Origin of the sequence: Affinirhizobium helianthi (assembly GCF_042680945.1) — a bacterium.
GTDB lineage: Bacteria > Pseudomonadota > Alphaproteobacteria > Rhizobiales > Rhizobiaceae > Neorhizobium > Neorhizobium helianthi.
The window spans coordinates 162,212-181,518 of record NZ_JBHUEQ010000027.1; the positions used below are offsets into that span (position 1 = coordinate 162,212).

General features: G+C 58.3%; 21 protein-coding genes. 15 read left to right on the forward strand and 6 right to left on the reverse strand.

The window, feature by feature from the left end; all coding sequences use genetic code 11:
* Positions 1-4: 4 nt before the first annotated feature.
* Positions 5-1,306, forward strand: coding sequence for an ATP-binding protein (locus ACFSE1_RS16535; protein WP_377403684.1), 1,302 nt, complete (start codon positions 5-7; stop codon positions 1,304-1,306).
* Positions 1,307-1,332: 26 nt separating this feature from the next.
* Here ACFSE1_RS16535 and ACFSE1_RS16540 read toward each other — a convergent pair whose 3' ends face one another.
* From ACFSE1_RS16540 to ACFSE1_RS16555, 4 genes are all read right to left on the reverse strand, one after another.
* A complete protein-coding gene (locus tag ACFSE1_RS16540) occupies positions 1,333-1,674 on the reverse strand; it encodes a tRNA-binding protein (RefSeq protein ID WP_377403759.1) in 342 nt (113 codons plus the stop codon).
* A gap of 2 nt (positions 1,675-1,676) precedes the next feature.
* A complete protein-coding gene (proC, locus tag ACFSE1_RS16545) occupies positions 1,677-2,495 on the reverse strand; it encodes a pyrroline-5-carboxylate reductase (protein WP_377403687.1) in 819 nt (272 codons plus the stop codon).
* Complete coding sequence (locus tag ACFSE1_RS16550) at positions 2,495-2,995, reverse strand: type III secretion system chaperone family protein (protein WP_377403689.1); 501 nt, start codon at positions 2,993-2,995, stop codon at positions 2,495-2,497. The genes proC and ACFSE1_RS16550 overlap by 1 nt, the downstream gene beginning before the upstream one ends.
* Before the next feature lie 421 nt (positions 2,996-3,416).
* Positions 3,417-3,677, reverse strand: coding sequence for an accessory factor UbiK family protein (locus ACFSE1_RS16555; protein ID WP_377403692.1), 261 nt, complete (start codon positions 3,675-3,677; stop codon positions 3,417-3,419).
* Between the two features lie 229 nt (positions 3,678-3,906).
* Here ACFSE1_RS16555 and lgt point away from each other — a divergent pair, with 229 nt between their 5' ends.
* The 10 genes from lgt (at position 3,907) to pth (ending at position 14,921) form a co-directional block, all read left to right on the forward strand.
* The gene (lgt, locus tag ACFSE1_RS16560) at positions 3,907-4,749 is read left to right on the forward strand and encodes a prolipoprotein diacylglyceryl transferase (RefSeq protein WP_377403695.1); all 843 of its coding nucleotides are present in this window, start codon (positions 3,907-3,909) and stop codon (positions 4,747-4,749) included.
* A gap of 20 nt (positions 4,750-4,769) precedes the next feature.
* Entirely contained in the window at positions 4,770-5,870 is a 1,101-nt protein-coding gene (locus tag ACFSE1_RS16565; protein ID WP_377403698.1) for a class I SAM-dependent methyltransferase, read from the forward strand.
* Between the two features lie 154 nt (positions 5,871-6,024).
* On the forward strand, positions 6,025-6,816 hold the full coding sequence (pgeF, locus tag ACFSE1_RS16570) for a peptidoglycan editing factor PgeF (RefSeq protein WP_377403701.1): 792 nt from the start codon (positions 6,025-6,027) through the stop codon (positions 6,814-6,816).
* A gap of 1 nt (position 6,817) precedes the next feature.
* Complete coding sequence (locus ACFSE1_RS16575) at positions 6,818-7,969, forward strand: M24 family metallopeptidase (RefSeq protein WP_377403704.1); 1,152 nt, start codon at positions 6,818-6,820, stop codon at positions 7,967-7,969.
* Between the two features lie 76 nt (positions 7,970-8,045).
* Positions 8,046-8,783 (forward strand): hypothetical protein, encoded by a 738-nt coding sequence (locus ACFSE1_RS16580; RefSeq protein ID WP_377403707.1) that lies wholly within the window; start codon positions 8,046-8,048, stop codon positions 8,781-8,783.
* A 133-nt stretch (positions 8,784-8,916) separates the two neighbouring features.
* Entirely contained in the window at positions 8,917-9,849 is a 933-nt protein-coding gene (locus tag ACFSE1_RS16585) for a ribose-phosphate pyrophosphokinase (RefSeq protein WP_377403710.1), read from the forward strand.
* Between the two features lie 248 nt (positions 9,850-10,097).
* Positions 10,098-10,709: a 50S ribosomal protein L25/general stress protein Ctc gene (locus tag ACFSE1_RS16590; protein ID WP_377403713.1), complete on the forward strand. Its 612-nt coding sequence runs from the start codon at positions 10,098-10,100 to the stop codon at positions 10,707-10,709.
* A 247-nt stretch (positions 10,710-10,956) separates the two neighbouring features.
* The gene (locus tag ACFSE1_RS16595; protein WP_377403716.1) at positions 10,957-13,332 is read left to right on the forward strand and encodes a putative bifunctional diguanylate cyclase/phosphodiesterase; all 2,376 of its coding nucleotides are present in this window, start codon (positions 10,957-10,959) and stop codon (positions 13,330-13,332) included.
* Between the two features lie 34 nt (positions 13,333-13,366).
* Positions 13,367-14,095, forward strand: a complete 729-nt coding sequence (locus ACFSE1_RS16600; RefSeq protein ID WP_377403720.1) for a substrate-binding periplasmic protein — start codon at positions 13,367-13,369, stop codon at positions 14,093-14,095.
* A gap of 103 nt (positions 14,096-14,198) precedes the next feature.
* Entirely contained in the window at positions 14,199-14,921 is a 723-nt protein-coding gene (gene pth / locus ACFSE1_RS16605) for an aminoacyl-tRNA hydrolase (protein ID WP_377403723.1), read from the forward strand.
* 5 nt (positions 14,922-14,926) lie between these two features.
* On the opposite strand, the gene clpS is transcribed toward pth, so the two are convergent.
* Positions 14,927-15,235 (reverse strand): ATP-dependent Clp protease adapter ClpS, encoded by a 309-nt coding sequence (gene clpS, locus ACFSE1_RS16610; RefSeq protein ID WP_377403726.1) that lies wholly within the window; start codon positions 15,233-15,235, stop codon positions 14,927-14,929.
* A gap of 202 nt (positions 15,236-15,437) precedes the next feature.
* Here clpS and ychF point away from each other — a divergent pair, with 202 nt between their 5' ends.
* A complete protein-coding gene (ychF, locus tag ACFSE1_RS16615; protein ID WP_377403729.1) occupies positions 15,438-16,541 on the forward strand; it encodes a redox-regulated ATPase YchF in 1,104 nt (367 codons plus the stop codon).
* Positions 16,542-16,599: 58 nt separating this feature from the next.
* Here the strand turns inward: ychF and ACFSE1_RS16620 are convergent, their stop codons facing one another.
* Positions 16,600-17,208 carry a LysE/ArgO family amino acid transporter gene (locus ACFSE1_RS16620; protein WP_377403732.1) on the reverse strand — a complete coding sequence of 203 codons (609 nt, stop codon included), beginning with the start codon at positions 17,206-17,208 and terminating at the stop codon, positions 16,600-16,602.
* 97 nt (positions 17,209-17,305) lie between these two features.
* Here ACFSE1_RS16620 and ACFSE1_RS16625 point away from each other — a divergent pair, with 97 nt between their 5' ends.
* The 3 genes from ACFSE1_RS16625 to ACFSE1_RS16635 all read left to right on the forward strand — a co-directional run bounded on the left by ACFSE1_RS16625 (position 17,306) and on the right by ACFSE1_RS16635 (position 19,240).
* Positions 17,306-18,211 carry a LysR family transcriptional regulator ArgP gene (locus ACFSE1_RS16625; protein ID WP_377403735.1) on the forward strand — a complete coding sequence of 302 codons (906 nt, stop codon included), beginning with the start codon at positions 17,306-17,308 and terminating at the stop codon, positions 18,209-18,211.
* 94 nt (positions 18,212-18,305) lie between these two features.
* Positions 18,306-18,776, forward strand: a complete 471-nt coding sequence (locus tag ACFSE1_RS16630; protein ID WP_377403738.1) for a MaoC family dehydratase — start codon at positions 18,306-18,308, stop codon at positions 18,774-18,776.
* Positions 18,773-19,240: a MaoC family dehydratase gene (locus ACFSE1_RS16635; protein ID WP_377403741.1), complete on the forward strand. Its 468-nt coding sequence runs from the start codon at positions 18,773-18,775 to the stop codon at positions 19,238-19,240. Before ACFSE1_RS16630 ends, ACFSE1_RS16635 begins: the two co-directional genes overlap by 4 nt.
* Positions 19,241-19,307: the final 67 nt, after the last annotated feature.

Genomic DNA, 19,307 nt, shown 5'->3' on the forward strand with positions numbered 1-19,307 from the left:
GCGTATGCCAACCGGCCTCTACACCCGCTCGGTCCTGATCGTCATCATTCCGATGCTGCTGTTGCAGACTGTCGTATCCGCCGTCTTCATGGAGCGTCACTGGCGCAATGTCACCGAGCGGCTTTCGGAAGCCGTCACCCGTGACATAGCCGCCATCATCGAGGTTATCCGCACCTATCCTCCTGCCGACGGGGATTACAGCCAGATCACCCGCATTGCACGCGACCAGCTTTCGCTGAACATTTCGGTGCTGCCGGATGCGCAATTGCCGCCGCCGAGATCGAAGCCCTTCTTCTCTATTCTGGACGATATATTGGCGGATCAGATCAACCGGCAAATCCGCCTGCCCTATTGGATCGATACGGTCGGTGACAGCCGATTGGTGGAGATCCGCATTCTATTGGACAACAAGGTGCTGCGCGTTTTCGCCATCCGCAACCAGACCTATGCCTCCAACACCCACATCTTCCTCGTGTGGATGTTCGGCACTTCGCTGCTTCTGATCGCCATTTCCGTCCTCTTCCTGCGCGGGCAGATCCGCCCGATCCTGGCGCTTGCCGATGCGGCAGAGAGTTTCGGCAAGGGCCAACGCGGCGGCGATGCGGATTTCACCCCTCGCGGAGCGGATGAAATTCGCCGTGCAGGCATTGCATTCATCCAGATGCGAGAACGTATCGAACGGCAGATCGAACAACGCACAGCGATGCTGGCAGGCATCAGTCACGATCTTCGCACCATCCTCACCCGCTTCAAGCTGCAACTGGCCCTGGCTGGCAATAACCCTGACCTTCAGGGGATGAGCGAAGACGTTGAGGACATGCAGAGCATGCTGGAAGGCTACCTAACCTTCGCACGCGGTGAGGCCGAAGAGGATTTCGGCGAACTGCGCCTCAGCGAGCTTCTGGAAAAAATCAAAGCCGATTTCAGTCTTCACGGAAAGCAGATGAGCTACCGGATCGAAGGCGAAGATCTTCTCTCGGTCAGGCCCAATGCCTTCATGCGCCTTGTCGGCAATCTTGCTTCAAACGCCCAGCGCTATGCCAACACATTGACCATTGATGCACGCCACAGTGCCCGCTGGTTGACGCTGACCTTCGACGACGATGGACCGGGAATTCCCGAAAAATCCAGAGAGGATGTGTTCAAGCCCTTCTATCGGCTGGATGAGGCGCGCAATCTCAATGCCTCCGGCACCGGCCTCGGCCTTGCCATCGCCCGTGACATCGCAAGAGGCCACGGCGGGAATGTCACGCTGACCGATAGTCCTATGGGAGGATTGCGTGCCGTCGTGCGCGTGCCTGCCTGAATAAACAGGGCACGCGGTCACGAGGTTTACATCATCTTTTGCCCGTTTGGCACGCCGCGCTCAACGCTGGCCAGCACAATGGCTCCGTTCTCATCGGCAAATCCCAGTGTCAGCACTTCGGAACGCACTGGCCCGATCTGACGCGGCGGGAAATTCACCACGCCCAGAACCTGCCTGCCGAGCAGCGTTTCAGGCGTATAATGGACGGTGATTTGCGCCGAGGACCGCTTGATCCCGATCTCGGGACCAAAATCAATCCGCAGCTTGTAGGCAGGCTTGCGCGCTTCCGGAAATTCTTCCACCTCGACAATCGTACCGACGCGGATATCGACCTTTTCGAAATCGTCCCAGCTGATCTCTGCCATCAGGTTCAGCTTCCCAGTTCCTCTGCGCGTTGGCGCGCGGCAGCAATTGCCCTGTCAAAGAGCGGCTGCATGGCATCTTCGGCCATAAGCACGGACAAAGCCGCCGCAGTGGTGCCCCCCGGAGAGGTGACATTCTGGCGAAGCTTCGCCGCATCTTCACTGGACTGGTGCAACAATTCGCCCGCACCGGCAACCGTTTCCCGCGCAAGCCGCATGGCAAGATCGGCAGGCAGGCCAAGCTTGCGCCCCGCTTCCGCCATGCACTCCACCAGATAGAACACATAGGCCGGACCACTGCCGGAAACAGCCGTGACGGAATCGATATCCGCCTCCGTCGCCACCCACTCTACCGGGCCGCTGACTTTCAGGAGATCTGTCACGATCTGGCGCTGCGCTTCGGAAACTCGCGCATTGGCAAAAGCGCCGGTCACACCACGTCCCACCATTGCAGGAGTGTTGGGCATGGCCCGAACCATGCCAGCCTCACCGAGATGGCTTTCCATGAAACGCAGGGTTTTGCCCGCCGCGACCGAAACCACGACACTTTCCTCATCGATCAGGGATCGAAGCGGTGACAGAACCTTATCCATCACCTGCGGCTTGACCGCCAGAAACAGGATACCCGCACGCAAGCCGGCCGGTGCTTCGGACACATGCCGCACGCCCGCCTCAGCCAATCTCGCCTTCGTTGCATCGGAGGGCTGCGGATCGATGACCAGAATGGATTGGGCCGCAAGGCCACTCTTCAGCCAGCCCAACAGCATGGCGCCGCCCATATTGCCCGCACCAACCAGAACGACGGGACGATCGGCACCCACAGCCATCAGCACTCTCCAACAGTTTCGAACAGCACGGCTTCCATGGCGGATTTGGCATCAAGGCCGGACCACACCACGAACTGGAAAGCCTGATAATAAGTCTCGCAGGTTTCCAGGGCGTTGGACAACAGCACTTCCACCTGCTGGTTCGTCGGCTCGGCTCCGCCTGACAGAAGAAGAGACTGCCGGAAGATAACCACATCCTCCTGACGCCACAGGTCGAAATGGCCCATGAGAACCTGACCATTGATTTGCGACAGGAGCCGGATCACTTCGTTCGCCCTCACCTCCGGCACCTTCAGATCGAAGGCGCAGGCCAGATGCAGAGCTTCGAACTCCTCCATCCAGGAAAAGGAGACGTGGTAATCGGTCCAATGACCTTCCACCGTCATGGCGATTTCATCCTCGCCAGACCGCTCGAAAGTCCAGTCATTCGAGGCGGCAACGAACTCGATCATGTCGACCGGGTTTGAATGACGTTCCGTCTGCAATTCTACTAGGCTCATGCGGCACCTTCTTAACCGGAATGAAAGCGAGATCTGTGCAGGGTTACGCACCAACCGACGCAAACAATAAACCGGAAACACACTCTCTCGATGATCCCCGCAGCGCTCTGAAGGTAGGCTCGCTGCCCTGTCTGAACCTTGCGAGCGCCGTTTCGAATCATCATTTAAAATCAGTGTATAGGCACAGATTCACAGCACCAGCCCCTCCCCTCAATTTTGCGGGGACGACTCAGATTTCGATCTCCCGCAGGGCTTAAGCGACTCGCATTAACCGACTCTGGCGCCTGCATTTTTCCGATGTGTCCACAGGCACGAAATAAGTTAACGGCGGTTAAGGTTCAAACCCTGCGTCAACCACTAAAAAGGCGCATCCCCGGTTGATTGAGGTGCGCCTTTTCGGGATTCCGATGATTTTGAGCGATCAGCCCTGCTGGGATGCCAGCTTTGCTTCCAGTGCGTCGAGACGCGCCTTCAGCGCATCGTTCTCGTCGCGGGCCTTGATGGCCATTTCGCGCACGGCCTCGAATTCCTCCCGCTTCACCACATCCAGTGAATTGAGGAAGCGTTCCATTTGCGCATGAACAGCGGTTTCGGCTTCCTTGCGCACATTTTGCGCCGCACCCGCCGCATCGGTCATCAGGCGAGCGAATTCATCCAGTATGCGGTTCGTGCCGGTGGTCATGGCTTGCTCTCCAAATTCGTTCGCCGGACAAGATGGCGATCCGTTGCATTCCTCAAAAGGAGGTAGGCGCTGGCCGCGCCGCTTGCAAGAATTTTGCCTTGGCAAATCAGAGATTCCTGCATTTCCCTGAGGATGACCATAGGTTTGACGAGATTCGCCTTGACCGTGCAGAGACGGAAAGTCATCTTCCGCCCCAGAAATAGGACTCCCGGCCGAGGTAAATTCAACTTTGTATTCAGCACCTGGTCTCCTCGCCATCCTGCCATATCCGGCAATCGATCCGATTGCCTTTTCAATCGGGCCCCTGTCGGTGCACTGGTATGGCATCGCCTATGTCGCCGGCATCATGCTGGGCTGGTTCTATGCCAAGCGCATGGTGGCGCAGGCGCAGCTTTGGCCGGGCGGGCAATCGCCAATGTCGCCAATGAAGCTGGACGATTTCCTCGTCTGGGTCGCGGCCGGCATAGTTCTCGGCGGTCGTATCGGCTACATCCTCTTCTACGATTTCGGCGCGATCGTCGAAAACCCCATCCGCGCCATCCAGATCTGGAATGGCGGCATGTCCTTCCATGGCGGCTTGATCGGCACAACCCTTGCGATGATCATTTTCGCGCGCCGCAACGGCATTCCGGTGTGGAGCCTGTTCGATACGGTGGCAGCCGTCGCACCCTTCGGCCTGTTCTTCGGCCGTATCGCCAACTTCGTGAACGGCGAGTTGTGGGGCCGGGTAACAGACGTGCCCTGGGCCATGGTCTTCCCCACCGGCGGCCCCTTTGCCCGCCACCCCAGCCAGCTCTATGAGGCAGCTCTCGAAGGACTCGTGCTGTTTCTGGTGCTGCGCATCATGACGCATTACATGAAGGCCCTGAGACAGCCGGGCGTTGTTTCCGGCGCATTCGTCTGCGGCTATGCGCTTTCCCGCATCTTCGTGGAATTCTTCCGCGAGCCGGATGCTCAACTGGGCTACCTGGCCTTCGGCTGGCTCACCATGGGCATGCTGCTTTCCATCCCGATGTTCCTGATTGGCGTGTGGGCCATTGCAAGAGCTCGCGCAGCCGCAGCGAAACCCTGACGCGAGGACGAGGTAAATCCGTGACCACGCCGCTTGCAGATAAGATCAAGAACCTCATCCGAATGAACGGTCCGCTGAGTGTGACGGACTATTTTGCCCTGTGCCTCGCGGATCCGGAGCATGGCTATTACCGGACCCGCGAGCCCTTCGGCCAGGCCGGAGATTTTGTCACCGCGCCCGAAATCAGCCAGTTGTTTGGCGAAATGGTTGGCGTGTTTCTTGTGCACGCCTGGCAGCAGCATGGCAGCCCCACGCCCGTCCATCTGGTGGAAATCGGTCCCGGCCGTGGCACGATGATGCTGGATATGATCCGCGTCATCCGCCGCATCGCGCCTGAACTGTTCGAAGCACTGAGCGTGCATCTGGTGGAAACCAGCGATCGACTGCGCGGCGTTCAAAGAGTAACGCTGGAGGCCTTTTCCGCAAAGGTGAGCTGGCATCGCGGCTTCGACGAAGTCCCGCACGGCTTCACCCTTATTGCCGCCAACGAGCTGTTCGACGCCATTCCCATCCGCCAGTTCGTCAAGACCCCGAAGGGTTTCCGCGAACGCCTCGTCGGACTGGACGCCAATGACGAACTCGCCTTCGGGATCGGCGTGGCAACCATTGACCCCACGCTTTTGCCAATCAACAGCGGCGGCGAACCGGAGGGTACGGTCTACGAGATCGCACCAGCACGGCAGGCCGTGATGCAGGCACTGTGCGAGCGCCTTCGCCAATCTGGCGGCACCGCGCTGATCATCGATTATGGCCACATGGTCACCGGCTTTGGCGACACCCTACAGGCCGTTCTGCACCATGAATATGATCCGCCGCTGGCCCATCCCGGCGAGGCCGACCTGACAAGCCACGTGGATTTTGAAGATCTCGCCCGCGTGGCACGTGCATCCGGTGTGCAGATCAATGGCTGCCTGCATCAGGGCGATTTCCTTTATGGGCTCGGTCTGTCCCAACGTGCCCAGGCGCTTGCCAATGGCAAGGCGGAGGCGGAACAGCGGGCCATAGCATTGGCGGCTGACCGTCTGGCAGGCGCTGGCGAAGGCAAGATGGGCGAGCTGTTCAAGGTCATGGCGGTATCCTCGCCAAAAGTGACACTTGCTCCGTTTAGGCCAATACCCTGACCGCAGAACGGTTGACAGGCCGCCATTGGCCGGTCCACATTCGTGGTCAACAGGGCCTTGGCGGAAGATGGATGTCCATTCCTGCCTGATGGCTGAAACACGCGGCACCGGAGGGTTGCGGCGCAGATCCTCCCGATTCAGATAGCGGATTTCCATGCAGAACGTTTTGCCGACGCCAATCGAAAGCCCCCTGCTGGCCACTGCGGGCGGCCAACGCATCAAGCACGGTTTCTTCACGCGGCAAGGCGGCGTTTCGCAGGGCATTTACGCCGGACTGAATGTCGGGCTTGGCTCAAATGACGACCGGGACCATGTGAGCGAAAATCGCAGACGCGTTGCAGCCTGGTTCGATCAGCCGCTGGAAAGACTGGCGACGGTTCACCAGATCCACTCCCCCACGGTTGTTGTCATGGATGAGACCTTTGCTGGCGAAAGACCGCAGGCAGATGCCATGGTCACAGCCACGCCAGGGCTCGTGCTTGGCGTCCTGGCGGCCGATTGCGGGCCGATCCTGTTTGCAGATCCGCAAGCCGGCGTGATCGGCGCGGCCCATGCGGGCTGGAAGGGTGCACTCTATGGTGTCGCAGAAAATACCATTGCGGCCATGGTTTCCCTGGGCGCCCGGGTAGATCACATTGTTGCGGCACTTGGCCCCTCCATCGGACCGGCAAGCTATGAGGTCGGGCCGGAATTCCAGGCACGCTTCCTCAGCGAATCCAGCGATTATGCGCGCTATTTCACCCCCTCCGAAAAGCCGCAGCATTTCATGTTCGATCTGCCCTCGCTGACCACCAGACGCCTCATCGATGCCGGCATTCGTGCGGAAAACCTGGCCATCGACACCTATCCCGATGCCGCAAGGTTTTTCTCCTACCGTCGCACTACGCATGCAGGTGAGCCAGATTACGGACGACAGATATCAGCCATCGCAATTCGGGAGACATGACATGGCCCTTCATTTCGAACGAAGCGAGTATGCTGATCGTCTTGCACGGCTGATGGACGCCATGAAAGCGGAGAAGCTGGACGCCATGCTGCTGTTTGCGCAGGAAAGCATGTACTGGCTGACCGGATACGATACCTTCGGCTATTGCTTCTTTCAGTGCATGGTGGTGAAGGCCGATGGCACTCTGGCGCTGCTGACACGGTCTGCCGACCTGCGTCAGGCACGGCATACGTCCACCGTCGACAACATCGTCATCTGGGTCGATAGAGTGAAAGCGGACCCGACCCTGGATCTGAAAAACCTGCTCAGCGATATGGATCTGCTCGGCGCGACGATTGGCGTCGAATATGACACCCACGGCATGACAGGGCACGTGGCAAGGCTTCTCGATAGCCAGCTCTCCTCCTTCGGCTCGCTGGTCGATGCGTCCTACATCGTCAGCCGTTTGCGCCTTCGCAAAAGCCCGGCAGAAATCGCCCATGTGGTTCGTGCCGCAGAATTGGCGGATGATGCGCTGGATGCCGCCCTGGACCTGACGCGCGCTGGAGCCGATGAAGCGGACATACTGGCCGCCATGCAGGGCGCTGTCCTTGCCGGCGGCGGCGATTATCCCGCCAATGAATTCATCATCGGATCCGGCGCCGATGCCCTGCTTTGTCGCTACAAGGCGGGGCGGCGCAAGCTGGCCGCCCAGGATCAGCTGACGCTGGAATGGGCCGGTGTCTCAGCGCATTATCATGCGGCCATGATGCGCACGGTGCTGATCGGCGAAGTCTCGGCCCGTCATCAGGAACTTTACAATGCCTGCCGCGAAACACTTCTCGCCATTGAGGAAGTTCTGAAGCCGGGCAGTCGTTTTGGCACCGTCTTCGACACCCATGCCCGCATTATCGATGAACGCGGGCTGACGCGCCACCGTCTGAATGCCTGCGGCTATTCCCTGGGTGCCCGGTTCTCCCCCTCCTGGATGGAGCATCAGATGTTCCACGCGGGCAATGAGCAGGAAATCCTCCCCGATATGTCGCTCTTCGTCCACATGATCATCATGGACAGCGATTCCGGTGCGGCGATGACGCTGGGACAGACCTATCTGACCACCGAAGCTGCACCGCGCAACCTTTCGCGTCATCCGCTGGATCTGATCGTCAGGTAGTGGAGCAAGCTGTTCCGCATTGACACAGGCAGTGCCAGCCTCCTACTCTTCGCGTGGAAGTGGCGGAGGGAAAAGCATGAACAGATGCCAGATGCAGCTGTGGGCACCTCTGGCCGCCCTGTGTCTCTCTGCCTGCAATACATCGGATGCACTGACGCCGAAGGTGGATGTGGGTGGCGGGCTTTTCCCCTCCTCACCCGTCTCCCAGCAGGAAGCACAGCAATTGGCCCGCAGTGATGGCGGCAGCTTCAACCGACGCGCCTATTATCCTCCGCCACCGCAGCCAGCCAGAACCGGCGCACAAAACCGGATGGAGGCGCAAAACAGAGCCCTCTCCGGTCGCGATGCGCCCATCGCAAGCGCTCCCCTTTCACCACCACCCGCAAGCCAGCCAGCCGCTCAGCCAACCCCGGCACAACAGCCGGTGGAGACCGCAACGGTTTCCGGAAACGATACGATACGTTTTCTTCCCATCATCGGCGCACCTGTGGAAGCCGTCACGCCGCTTTCGCGCCAACTCGGAAATTCCGCGCGGGCTGGCGGCCTGACGATCAGATCCTCCACCGACGTGTCTGCCTCGCACATTCTGAAGGGCTATCTTTCTGCCTTTGAAGACGGCTCCAAGGTCACTGTGGTCTATGTCTGGGATGTGCTCGATCCGGCCGGAAGCCGCCTCAACCGGATTCAGGGACAGTTATCCACACCTGCGCGCGGTGGCGACCCATGGGCCTCCGTTCCGGCCGAATTGATGCAGACCATTGGCCAGAAGACGATTTCCGACTATCTTGAGTGGCGAAACCGAAAAACAGGATGACCTTCAGTTGAGGCATATTTACCACCACGAAGACAGCTTTCAGAAAAATCAGGCCCTCAGGGCGGAACTCTATTGCATTCGAGACTAGCGTCGGTAAAAGGCCCGCATCCAGCGTCAAAATAGGCGGACCCAAATGAAGGTTTTCGCAGGCAATTCGAACCGGCATCTGGCCGACGCGATCTGTTCCTACCTTAATGTACCCCTCGGAAGAGCCAGCGTAAGACGCTTTGCGGACCAGGAAATCTTTGTAGAGATCCAGGAAAATGTTCGCGGCGAAGATGTCTTTGTGGTTCAATCCACCTCGTTCCCGGCGAACGACCACCTGATGGAACTGCTGATCATGATCGATGCATTCCGGCGCTCTTCGGCGCGGCGCATCACGGCAGTCATCCCCTACTTCGGCTATGCCCGCCAGGACCGCAAGGCCGGTCCGCGCACGCCGATCTCTGCGAAGCTCGTGGCAAACCTCATCACCGAAGCCGGTGCTGACCGTGTGCTGACCCTTGATCTTCACGCAGGGCAGATCCAGGGCTTTTTCGATATCCCGACCGACAATCTCTATGCCGTGCCGATCCTCGCACGGGATGTAAAAGATCACTACGACCTGAAGAACGTCATGGTCGTCTCCCCGGATGTCGGCGGCGTTGTACGCGCGCGCTCCCTGGCCAAGCGGCTCGACTGCCAGCTTGCCATCGTTGACAAACGCCGCGAGCGCGCCGGTGAATCCGAAGTCATGAACGTGATTGGCGATGTCACCGGCAAGGATTGTCTGCTCATCGATGACATCGTCGATTCCGGTGGCACGCTTTGCAACGCGGCCGAAGCTCTGTTGAAGAACGGCGCAACCAGCGTGACGGCTTATATCACACACGGCGTTCTGTCCGGCGGCGCTGTCGCTCGTGTCAGCTCTTCCAAGCTGCGCGAACTGGTGATCACGGATTCGATCCAGCCCACGACCGCTGTTCAATCCGCACCGAATATCCGCGTGGTTACCACCGCAAGCCTGCTCGGCGAGGCAATCAACCGCACGGCACTGGAAGAATCCGTCTCCAGCCTGTTTGACTGATACAGCGCTGACGAAGAGAATGAAACCTCGCCGCGTCCATGCGCGGCGAGGTTTTTTCATGCGTATTCGCTTGTGTGGCTGGGGCCTCGCTATAGCTTGCCTTGCAGATGGCGATGCGCTATAGCGCCCTCGTCCGCGCAGACACCCTTGGAGGCAACGCGGATGAAGCGTATCGGACGGTGCCCTTCAAATCCGCCATTGGCTGATGTCGCAGGCGGGTTCTCCAAATAACCTCGAAAGGAAATGCCATGAGCCACGCATCTTACGAGCTCAAGGCCGAGGCGCGCGAACGGGTTGGTAAGGGGTCCTCCCGTGAACTTCGCCGCAACGGTTTGATTCCTGCCGTCATCTATGGTGACAAGCAGGCCCCGATCTCTATCGCTTTGTCCACCAACGAAGTGACCAAGCGCATTCATGCCGGCGGTTTCATGACCACCGTCGCCACGATTGACCTGAACGGCCAGAAGATCTCGGTTCTCCCGAAGGATTACCAGCTGGATCCGGTTCGCGACTTCACCATGCATGTCGACTTCCTGCGCGTTTCCGCAGACAGCCGCGTTACGGTTGAAGTTCCGGTGCACTTCATCAACGAAGAAAAGTCTGCCATCAAGCTCGGTGGCGTTCTGAACGTTGTTCGTCACCACGTTGAACTGGCTTGCCCGGCAAACGACATTCCGGAATTCCTGACTGTAGACCTGAGTGGCCTGCAGGTTGGCGATTCCATTCACATCTCCAACGTGAAGCTGCCGAAGGGCGCTGAGCCGACGATCACCGATCGCGATTTCACCATCGCTTCCATCGTTGCTCCGGCTGCTGGAGTTGAAGAAGCCGCAGGCGACGCAACGGAAGCTTCCGAATAAGCTTTTGCGTCCATCGCTGAAATTAAGGCCCGCCCTGGCATCCAGGGCGGGTTTTCTTTTACACTTATTTAATCGCCTTTTATCAAAACCTGTCCAGACGACTTCAATTTGCGCTCAACGCGCTTAAGACAACAAAAGACACTTCAATTGAATCGGATTACATTAGGACTGGATTAATTAATCCATGTGACCTTTCGCAAAGGCGGAAGGGTGATCCCGGTTCTGCTGGCGGCATACGGGGGATGCAGTGACACGGTCTGTTGAAAGTCGTTTCATAGCAATCATATCCGGCGCCCTCCTCATCGTGGTCGTTCCGCTGTTCACGCTGTTTCTGGCCCTCTCCTCCCGTCAGGCGGCGGAAAGCCTGCATGACCATATGCAGGTGCTGATCGGCGCCAACTCGCAGGCTCTGTCAAAACCCCTCTGGGACCTCGATATCGAAAGCATTCGCCAGGTCACAGAAAGCATGGTGACCGAAAGTGCGATCCGCGTCGTGCGCGTGACCGATACGCTCGGCAAGTTCGACGTTACCGAGAGCAATCTGCGCGAAAGTGGCGAGAACCTCGAAAGATTGACCCGGCCGATCGTCTATCGCGGCCCCGATGGTATCCAGACAATCGGCACCTTGACCCTGCACTACAGCAAGGTGGGGCTGTTTGCCGCCCTGAACAGAATGGAAATCACGCTGATTTCCATTTTTGCCGTTGCTATTTTCGTCGTCTTCACCGCCGCAATTGTCGGCAACCGTTTGATGGTCATTCGCCCGCTTCTTCGTCTCACGGCAGCGGTGGAAGCCACACGCCGCCTCGGATCACGCCATCACGTCAACTGGCATTCAAACGACGAAATCGGACGGCTGGCCAAAAGCTTCAACGAAATGCAGACCCAGCTGGACCGCGAAGAGCGGGAGTTGAAGCGCGCCCACCAGCAAACGAGCGAGATCTACAACCTTACCCCCGCCATGCTGTTTTCGCTGGATAGCGACGATCTGATATGGGCGGTGAGCGACTATTGGCTTCTTGCCACCGGATATAGCCGCCGCACGGTGCTTGGTCGCCCCTTTGTTGAACTGATCGTGGAAGAAGACCGCCCCCTCTATCTGAACCGCAAGGCGCAGTCGGGATATGAAGGCGCGGCGCGGGGAGTGACCGTACGGTTCGAATGTGCGAATGGGCGCATTATCGACGTTCTGATCATGGAAACGCTGCTGAAAACCTCTTCGGCTGAGTTGCCGACCTCGCTCAGCGTCATGACGGATGTAACCGAGCTGAAGCAATCGGAACTGCGCAACCACCAGCAAGCCATTACCGATCACCTGACGGGCCTGCTGAACAGGCAGGGCTTCGAGGCTGTTCTGGACCAGAAGATCGCACAGGCCGATAAAGAGAAAACCCAGGTCGCCTGCCTCTTCATCGACCTCGACCGTTTCAAGGCCATCAACGATACCCTGGGGCATGCTGCGGGCGACACTGTGCTGCGACAATTCGTTGAGCGGATCGGACCGCTGATCGCTCAGGAGGATTGCGCATCGCGGCTTGGCGGCGACGAGTTTGCCCTGCTCATCACGGGTGCCCAGGCAGAAGAACGGGCTGGGGCGATCTGCGAGAAGATCGTCAATGTCTTTGAGGCCGCGTTTGAAGTGGAAGGTTCGAATGTGCGCCTCAGCGCCAGCATCGGCCTTGCCAGCTATCCGCGCCATGCATCCAGCGCCGCCCAGTTGCTGCAACGCTCCGACATGGCCATGTATGCCAGAAAGCGGGATGGAAAGAACGGCGCGAGCGTTTATGACGACGCCATCTCCGACCGCACGCGCCAAAGAGCGGAGATTGAAAAAGACATTTCGGAAGCGCTGGAGAACAGCTGGTTCGAAGCGCATTTCCAGCCAATCGTGGATGTCGAAACGCAGGAGACGCGGGGATACGAAGCCTTGATGCGGCTGCGCCACGGCAAGAAGGGCCTGCTTGCGCCCGCCAACTTCATCGCCGTTGCGGAAGAAACCGGCACCATAGGTCTGATCGGAAATCAGATCCTGGATGACGCACTGAAGAACCTCGCCAGCATCAGCAAACTGCCGGGAATGCAGAATGCCTATGTGGCGGTGAATTTCTCTCCATTGCAGTTCGAACCGGGCCTGCCGATCCGCATTGCTTCACAGGCAAGCCGTTTCGGCATTCGTCCGAGCCAGCTGGTTGTGGAAATCACCGAGGCCGTTCTGCTGCACGACAATCCGGAAGTTCGAAAGATACTGGATCAGATCCACGAATTCGGATGCCGGATCGCGCTGGACGATTTCGGCACCGGCTATTCCTCGCTCAGCTATCTCAGCCGTGTGCCCGTGGACATCATCAAGATCGACCAATCCTTCGTTCGCTCCATCGGCACCGATCAGGCAATCGTGGCACAGAAAAACCGGATGCTTATGGAGAGCATCAACGCGATTGCGCATAAAATGAACTGCACGGTGATTGCCGAAGGCGTGGAAACAACCGAACAATTCAAACTCCTTCAATCCCTGGGGGTCGATTGCGCTCAAGGCTATCTCTTCTCCAAGCCTCGCTTCGTCCCCGACCTGATCCGGGAAATGACAACCAGCCGCAAGCCTGCAGAGATACGCATTGCATGAAGATGAAGCGCCCGGACCAAAAGGAGTGGGAGGCGTGAGACCGTTTCTATTTGCATGCATTCTGGCTCTACTGCCCACCGCAACCTGGGCATCCGGCCTCGTCTTTGCCACGGAGCGCTATCCGCCTTATAGCTATACGACTGCAGACGGCCGCGCAGATGGCGCTGGTGTCGAGATCGTGCGCAGGATCATGCGCGACCTGAACACGGGTACAAACTACAGAATTGAACTCATGCCCTGGGCGAGAGCAATCGCTTTGGCGGAAACTCAGGCAAATCACTGTGTCTTTCCTGCTGCGCGGACAGTCGACCGGGAACAGCGCTTCCATTGGATTTCTCCCATCCTCACCGAGGAGAACTTCCTCGTGGCGCGGGAGGATCTGAATGTCGATTTCCGCACGTTGAAGCAGGCTCTGGACTATACGGTGGCAACCCAGCGCGGCGATTTTACCGAACGCCTTCTGAAGAAGCACGGCTTCAGCCGGATTGATGTCAGCAACACATTTGAGCTATCACTCAATAAGCTACTGGCGGGACGGGTTGACCTCATGCCCATGTTCGAAACCGTGTTCAACAAGCTGGTCGATGAAGGCGCCCGCTTGAAAAAGGTGCTGCCCCTGGCAGATGAACAACTTGGCATCGCCTGCAACCGTCGTATTTCGCCGCAACTGATCGCACGCATGCAGGCGACACTCGATACAATGCGCGGATCTGGCATAAGGGATGCAATCTTTCAGAAATACGGCCTGAAACCCGCCCGCTGAACAGCCTTGAGACGGGAAAACGGCCTGCCCTTTCAGCGCATGCCACTTGACTTGGCAGCCCATTCAGGGTGGGAAAGCAGGGTTGAGTGAAGGATTTACGGGCATGATCATCATCGCAGGTTTGGGCAATCCCGGCAGTAAATACTCCGGCAACCGCCACAACATCGGCTTTATGGCGGTGGATGCCCTTCAACGACTGTCCGGCTTTGGCCCATGGTCGAAAAAATTCAAGGCTGAAATCTCCGAAGGCGAACTGGCTGGCGAGAAAGTTCTGCTGATGAAACCGCAGACCTTCATGAACCTTTCCGGTGAGGCTGTGGGAGAAGCCATGCGCTTCTACAAGCTCGGACCGCAGAATGTTGTGGCCATCTACGATGAGCTGGATTTGCCCGCTGGCAAGGCCCGCATCAAGACGGGCGGCGGACACGGTGGGCATAACGGCGTCAAATCGCTGGATGCCCATTGCGGCAAGGAGTATCGTCGCCTGCGGCTCGGCATCGGTCATCCCGGCGCGAAGGAACTGGTGCATAACCATGTCCTGGGTGATTTTGCCAAGGCAGATTCCGCCTGGCTCGAGCCTCTACTGGATGCCATCGCCGCCAATGCGGACATGCTGGTGAAGGGCGAAGATTCGCAGTTCATGAACAAGATTGCCTTGGCAACCGGAGATAAATCCGCAGACAAGCCGGAGAAAGCGCCAAAACCGGCAAAGCCCGCTGGCGCACAATCCCATATCCGTCAGGCACGCTCATCCGGTAAACCTGCCATTCCCACCTCCGGCCCCATGGCGGACATGCTGAAAAAGATGTTTGGCGGCAAGGAGTAGGTTGATTACTCCTCCGGCTCGGCCGTGAACATCAGCGGAAACTCTGCATCTTTCGCCAGATCCATCGCCTCCTTCACTTTGGTTTCCGCCACGTCCTTGGTGCAGACCACAACGACGCAGGACCCCATGCGATGGGCTGTCATCATCACCCGCTGGCTGGCATCGGCACCCATGCGAAAGACAACCTTCAGCACCAGAACCACAAATTCGCGCGGGGTATAGTCGTCGTTGTGCAATAGCACCTTGTAAAGCCGGGGCCGTTCCACCTTGGGCTTGGACTTCACGATCGGCTTGATTGTCGTATTTTCGCTCATGCCATGTCTCCGTGCGATGCCACCGGCACGATCAATCTCGAAGATCAAGGGAGTGTGACGGGCAGAACCCGATAGGAATACAATAGAGGATAGAGCCTTTTCCGGCAAGTGATTGCGCGGATTTGGCGCCTCGCCCTTGACCCATTCGCCCGTTTCCCCCATAGCCGAAACAAAATCGAACTTTAAGGACGGGTGAACCCTTATGGGCTTCAAATGCGGCATCGTCGGCCTGCCTAACGTTGGCAAGTCAACCCTCTTCAACGCGCTGACCAAGACTGCTGCGGCACAGGCGGCCAATTATCCATTCTGCACCATCGAGCCGAATACCGGCGAAGTGGCCGTGCCGGACGCACGCATGCAGAAACTGGCTTCCATTGCCGGTTCAAAGGAAATCATCCCCACCCGCATTTCCTTCGTGGATATTGCCGGTCTGGTGCGCGGCGCTTCCAAGGGCGAGGGCCTCGGCAACAAGTTCCTGGCCAATATTCGCGAAGTCGATGCCGTCGTTCACGTTCTTCGCTGCTTCGAAGACGATGACATTACGCATGTCGAAGGACGCATCAATCCGGTCGGCGATGCTGAAACCATCGAGACTGAACTGATGCTGGCCGATCTGGAAAGCCTGGAGCGCCGCGTTGAACAGACCCGCAAGCGCGCCACCGGCAAGGACAAGGAATCGGTTGCCCAGCTTCCGGTCATGGAAGCGGTCATCAAGCTACTGAACGAGGGCAAGCCGGCCCGTCTGCTGCTGAAGACGCTCGGGACGGACGAAATTGCGATCCTCAAGGGGTTGAACCTCCTGACCTCGCATCCCGTTCTCTATGTCTGCAACGTCGCGGAAGGCGATGCAGCAACAGGCAATGAACATACCAAGGCCGTTGCCGCCATGGCAAAGGAACAGGGCGCGGAATGCGTCATCATTTCCGCAGCCATTGAAGCGGAAGTTGCCCAGCTGCCAGAAGAAGAAGCGCGCGAATTTCTCTCCGCGCTTGGCCTTGAGGAAGCCGGTCTCGACCGCCTTATCCGTGCAGGCTATCAGCTGCTCGACCTCATCACCTATTTCACGGTCGGCCCTAAGGAAACGCGCGCCTGGACCATCGTTCGCGGCACCAAGGCGCCACAGGCTGCTGGCGTAATCCACTCGGATTTCGAACGCGGCTTTATCCGTGCGGCCACCATCGCCTATGATGATTATGTCAATCTGGGTGGTGAAACCGCAGCCAAGGAAGCTGGCAAGGCGCGGGACGAAGGCAAGGAATATGTCGTTCAGGATGGCGACGTCATCCACTTCCGCTTCAACACCTAAACGCTGAAGCCTTTCCGTGATCGAGCCGCCCTGCCCTGCAGCGGCGGCTTTTTCATGCTCACAGCCTGAACAACAGGCTGATCGCGATGCTCCACATGATGATGCCGATCACCAGCTCAAGCACCCTCCACGCCTGCGGCTTGGCAAAGATTGGCCGCAGCAATCTGGCGCCATAGCCGAGAGACAAGAAAAAGACGAAGGATGCCGTGCTGGCGCCAGCGGCAAAGATGAGTTCCTCGCCGGGAAAGCGCGTTGAAATCGTGCCGACCAGAACGACCGTATCCAGATAGACGTGTGGGTTGAGCCAAGTGAAGGCAAGGCAGGTTCCCATGACCTTCACCAGCGGAAGTCCCGCCCCCTCTGCAACCAGCATACCGTTGCTGTGACGCATGGCCGACAGGAGACTGCGCGTTCCATACCAGCCGAGGAAGATCGCACCGCCATAGCGCAACAGCGGATCGACCCACGGAGCCAGAGCAAGCACCTGGCGAAAACTGCTGACACCGAAGAAGATCAGCAGGGCATCCGATGCCGCGCAGGTCAGCACGACAGCCGCCACATGCTCTTTGCGCAACCCCTGGCGCAACACGAAGGCATTCTGCGCTCCAATAGCCAGAATGAGGCTGAAACCAATGCTGAAGCCGGTGGTGTAGGCTGCCGATATCATAATCTGCCCTTTTGCGCGATGATGAGCATCCGGTAGATTGCATCTTTGGATAAGTCCAGTTAATGTTGATAATCCAAACTTAGTGAGACTAATGTGTATGCTGGATTACGCGGCACTTCAGGCTGTGGCGTTCGTGGTGCGAGAAGGAAGCTTTGAGAAGGCGGCACGCCTCCTGGGCGTCACGCCCTCGGCAGTCTCGCAGCGGATCAAGGCTCTGGAGGAGCGGCTGGGCACGATCCTGATTATCCGTGGCCAGCCCTGCACAGCCAGCCTTGAAGGGCAGAGAATCTGCCGCCACGTTGAGGATGTCATGCTGCTGGAAGGGGAGCTTTCGCGCGAACTGCCAGCTCTACCTCTCACAGGCGCTAGCCACAGCCGCATCACTCTGCCCATCGCCGTCAACGCGGATAGTCTCGCAACCTGGTTCCTGCCTGCCGTGAGCGAGTTCAGCCGCCAGACATCCTATCTGTTCGATCTTCTGGTGGACGATCAGGATCATACGGCTGAACTGCTCAGAACGGGGCGCGCCCTGGCGGCCGTCACCGCCAACGCCGAGCCAGTTCAGGGGTATCGCAGCTTTCCGCTTGGCCATATGCGTTATCGCGCCGTCGCTTCCCCCGATTTCGTCCGGCAATGGTTTCCGCAAGGCCCTGACGCGCACACGCTGTCCAACGCTCCCGCCCTCATCTTCAACCGTAAAGACAACTTGCAGGACGCATGGGTTCGCCTGGTGACCGGCGGCAGCGTGAACCTGCCCAGCCATTGGCTTCCTTCAAGCCAGGCCTTCATAGATGGCAGCCTGCTGGGCATGGGTTGGGGAATGAACCCGGAATATGTCCTCAGGCCCTATCTGGAAACCGGACGCCTTGTGGAGTTGTCCCCCGCCCATGCGGTGGACGTGCCGCTTTATTGGCAGATCCGTGCCGCTGCCTCTCGCCAGCTTGCACAACTCACAGAGAGGGTAAAGGCCTTCGCTCGGAGCAATTTGAACAACTCGGCCTGACGGACAAGCCAGACGATTCCGTGCAATGCCGTGGACCCCGACACGAATCCATTGCATAAACGCTTCAATCAAAGATGGCATGAAGGAACAGGGAATGACAGAAGGGAAGCTTCACTATGAAGACTTCACCCCGGAGCGCGTGTTCTCGCTGGGGCCAAAAACCGTTACTGCAGAAGAGATCATAGAATTCGCGGCAGAGTTCGATCCGCAACCCATGCATCTGGACGAGGCAGCGGGCAAGGCCAGCATCCTCGGTGGACTTGCCGCCTCCGGCTGGCATACCGCCTCAATGCATATGCGCATGATCATCGATAGCTTCATTCTTAATTCCACCTGCCAGGGAGCCCCCGGTGTGGAGTTCATGGACTGGAAAAAGCCCGTTCTGGCGGGCGATACGCTTTCCGGTCGCGCCATTGTCCTGGATTCACGGCCTCTGCGCTCGAAGCCGGGCATTGGCCTGGTGCGCATGCGCACCGAAATCGACAACCAGAAGGGCGAAACGGTCTGCCTCGCCGAACAGATCATCATGTTCCGAATGCGCGCCCAACAGGAGAGCGCCGCATGAGGATGGCAGAGCTTTATACCGTCGGCCAACGGGTCGAGACAGGCACACTGGAATTTACCGCGGAAGACATTGTTCGCTTCGCCACGAAATTCGATCCTCAGCCCTTTCACATGGATCCGGAGGCGGCCAAGAATTATGTGTTTGGTGCGCTCTGCGCCTCCGGCTGGCACACCAGCGCAGGCTGGATGAAAACCTTCCTTGCCTATTGGGCCAAGGAATGCCGACGGCTGATCGCGGAAGGCCATCAACCTCCCAAGCTCGGCCCCTCGCCCGGCTTCAGCAAGTTGCAATGGCTGCGCCCCGTCTTCGCTGGCGACACCATCACCTATTATGTGACTTTGCTGGACAGTCGCGAACTTGCCTCACGACCGGGGCTTCTGCTCAACACCGCATTGAATGAGGGTGTGAACCAGAACGGAGACACGGTTATCCGCTTCGAGAGCAAACTGCTCGAATTTGCCTAAAGCATTGACCTGAGAAAGGTGCGTGGCGGTTTCCTTCAGGAACCGCATAAAACCAAAGATTTAGAGT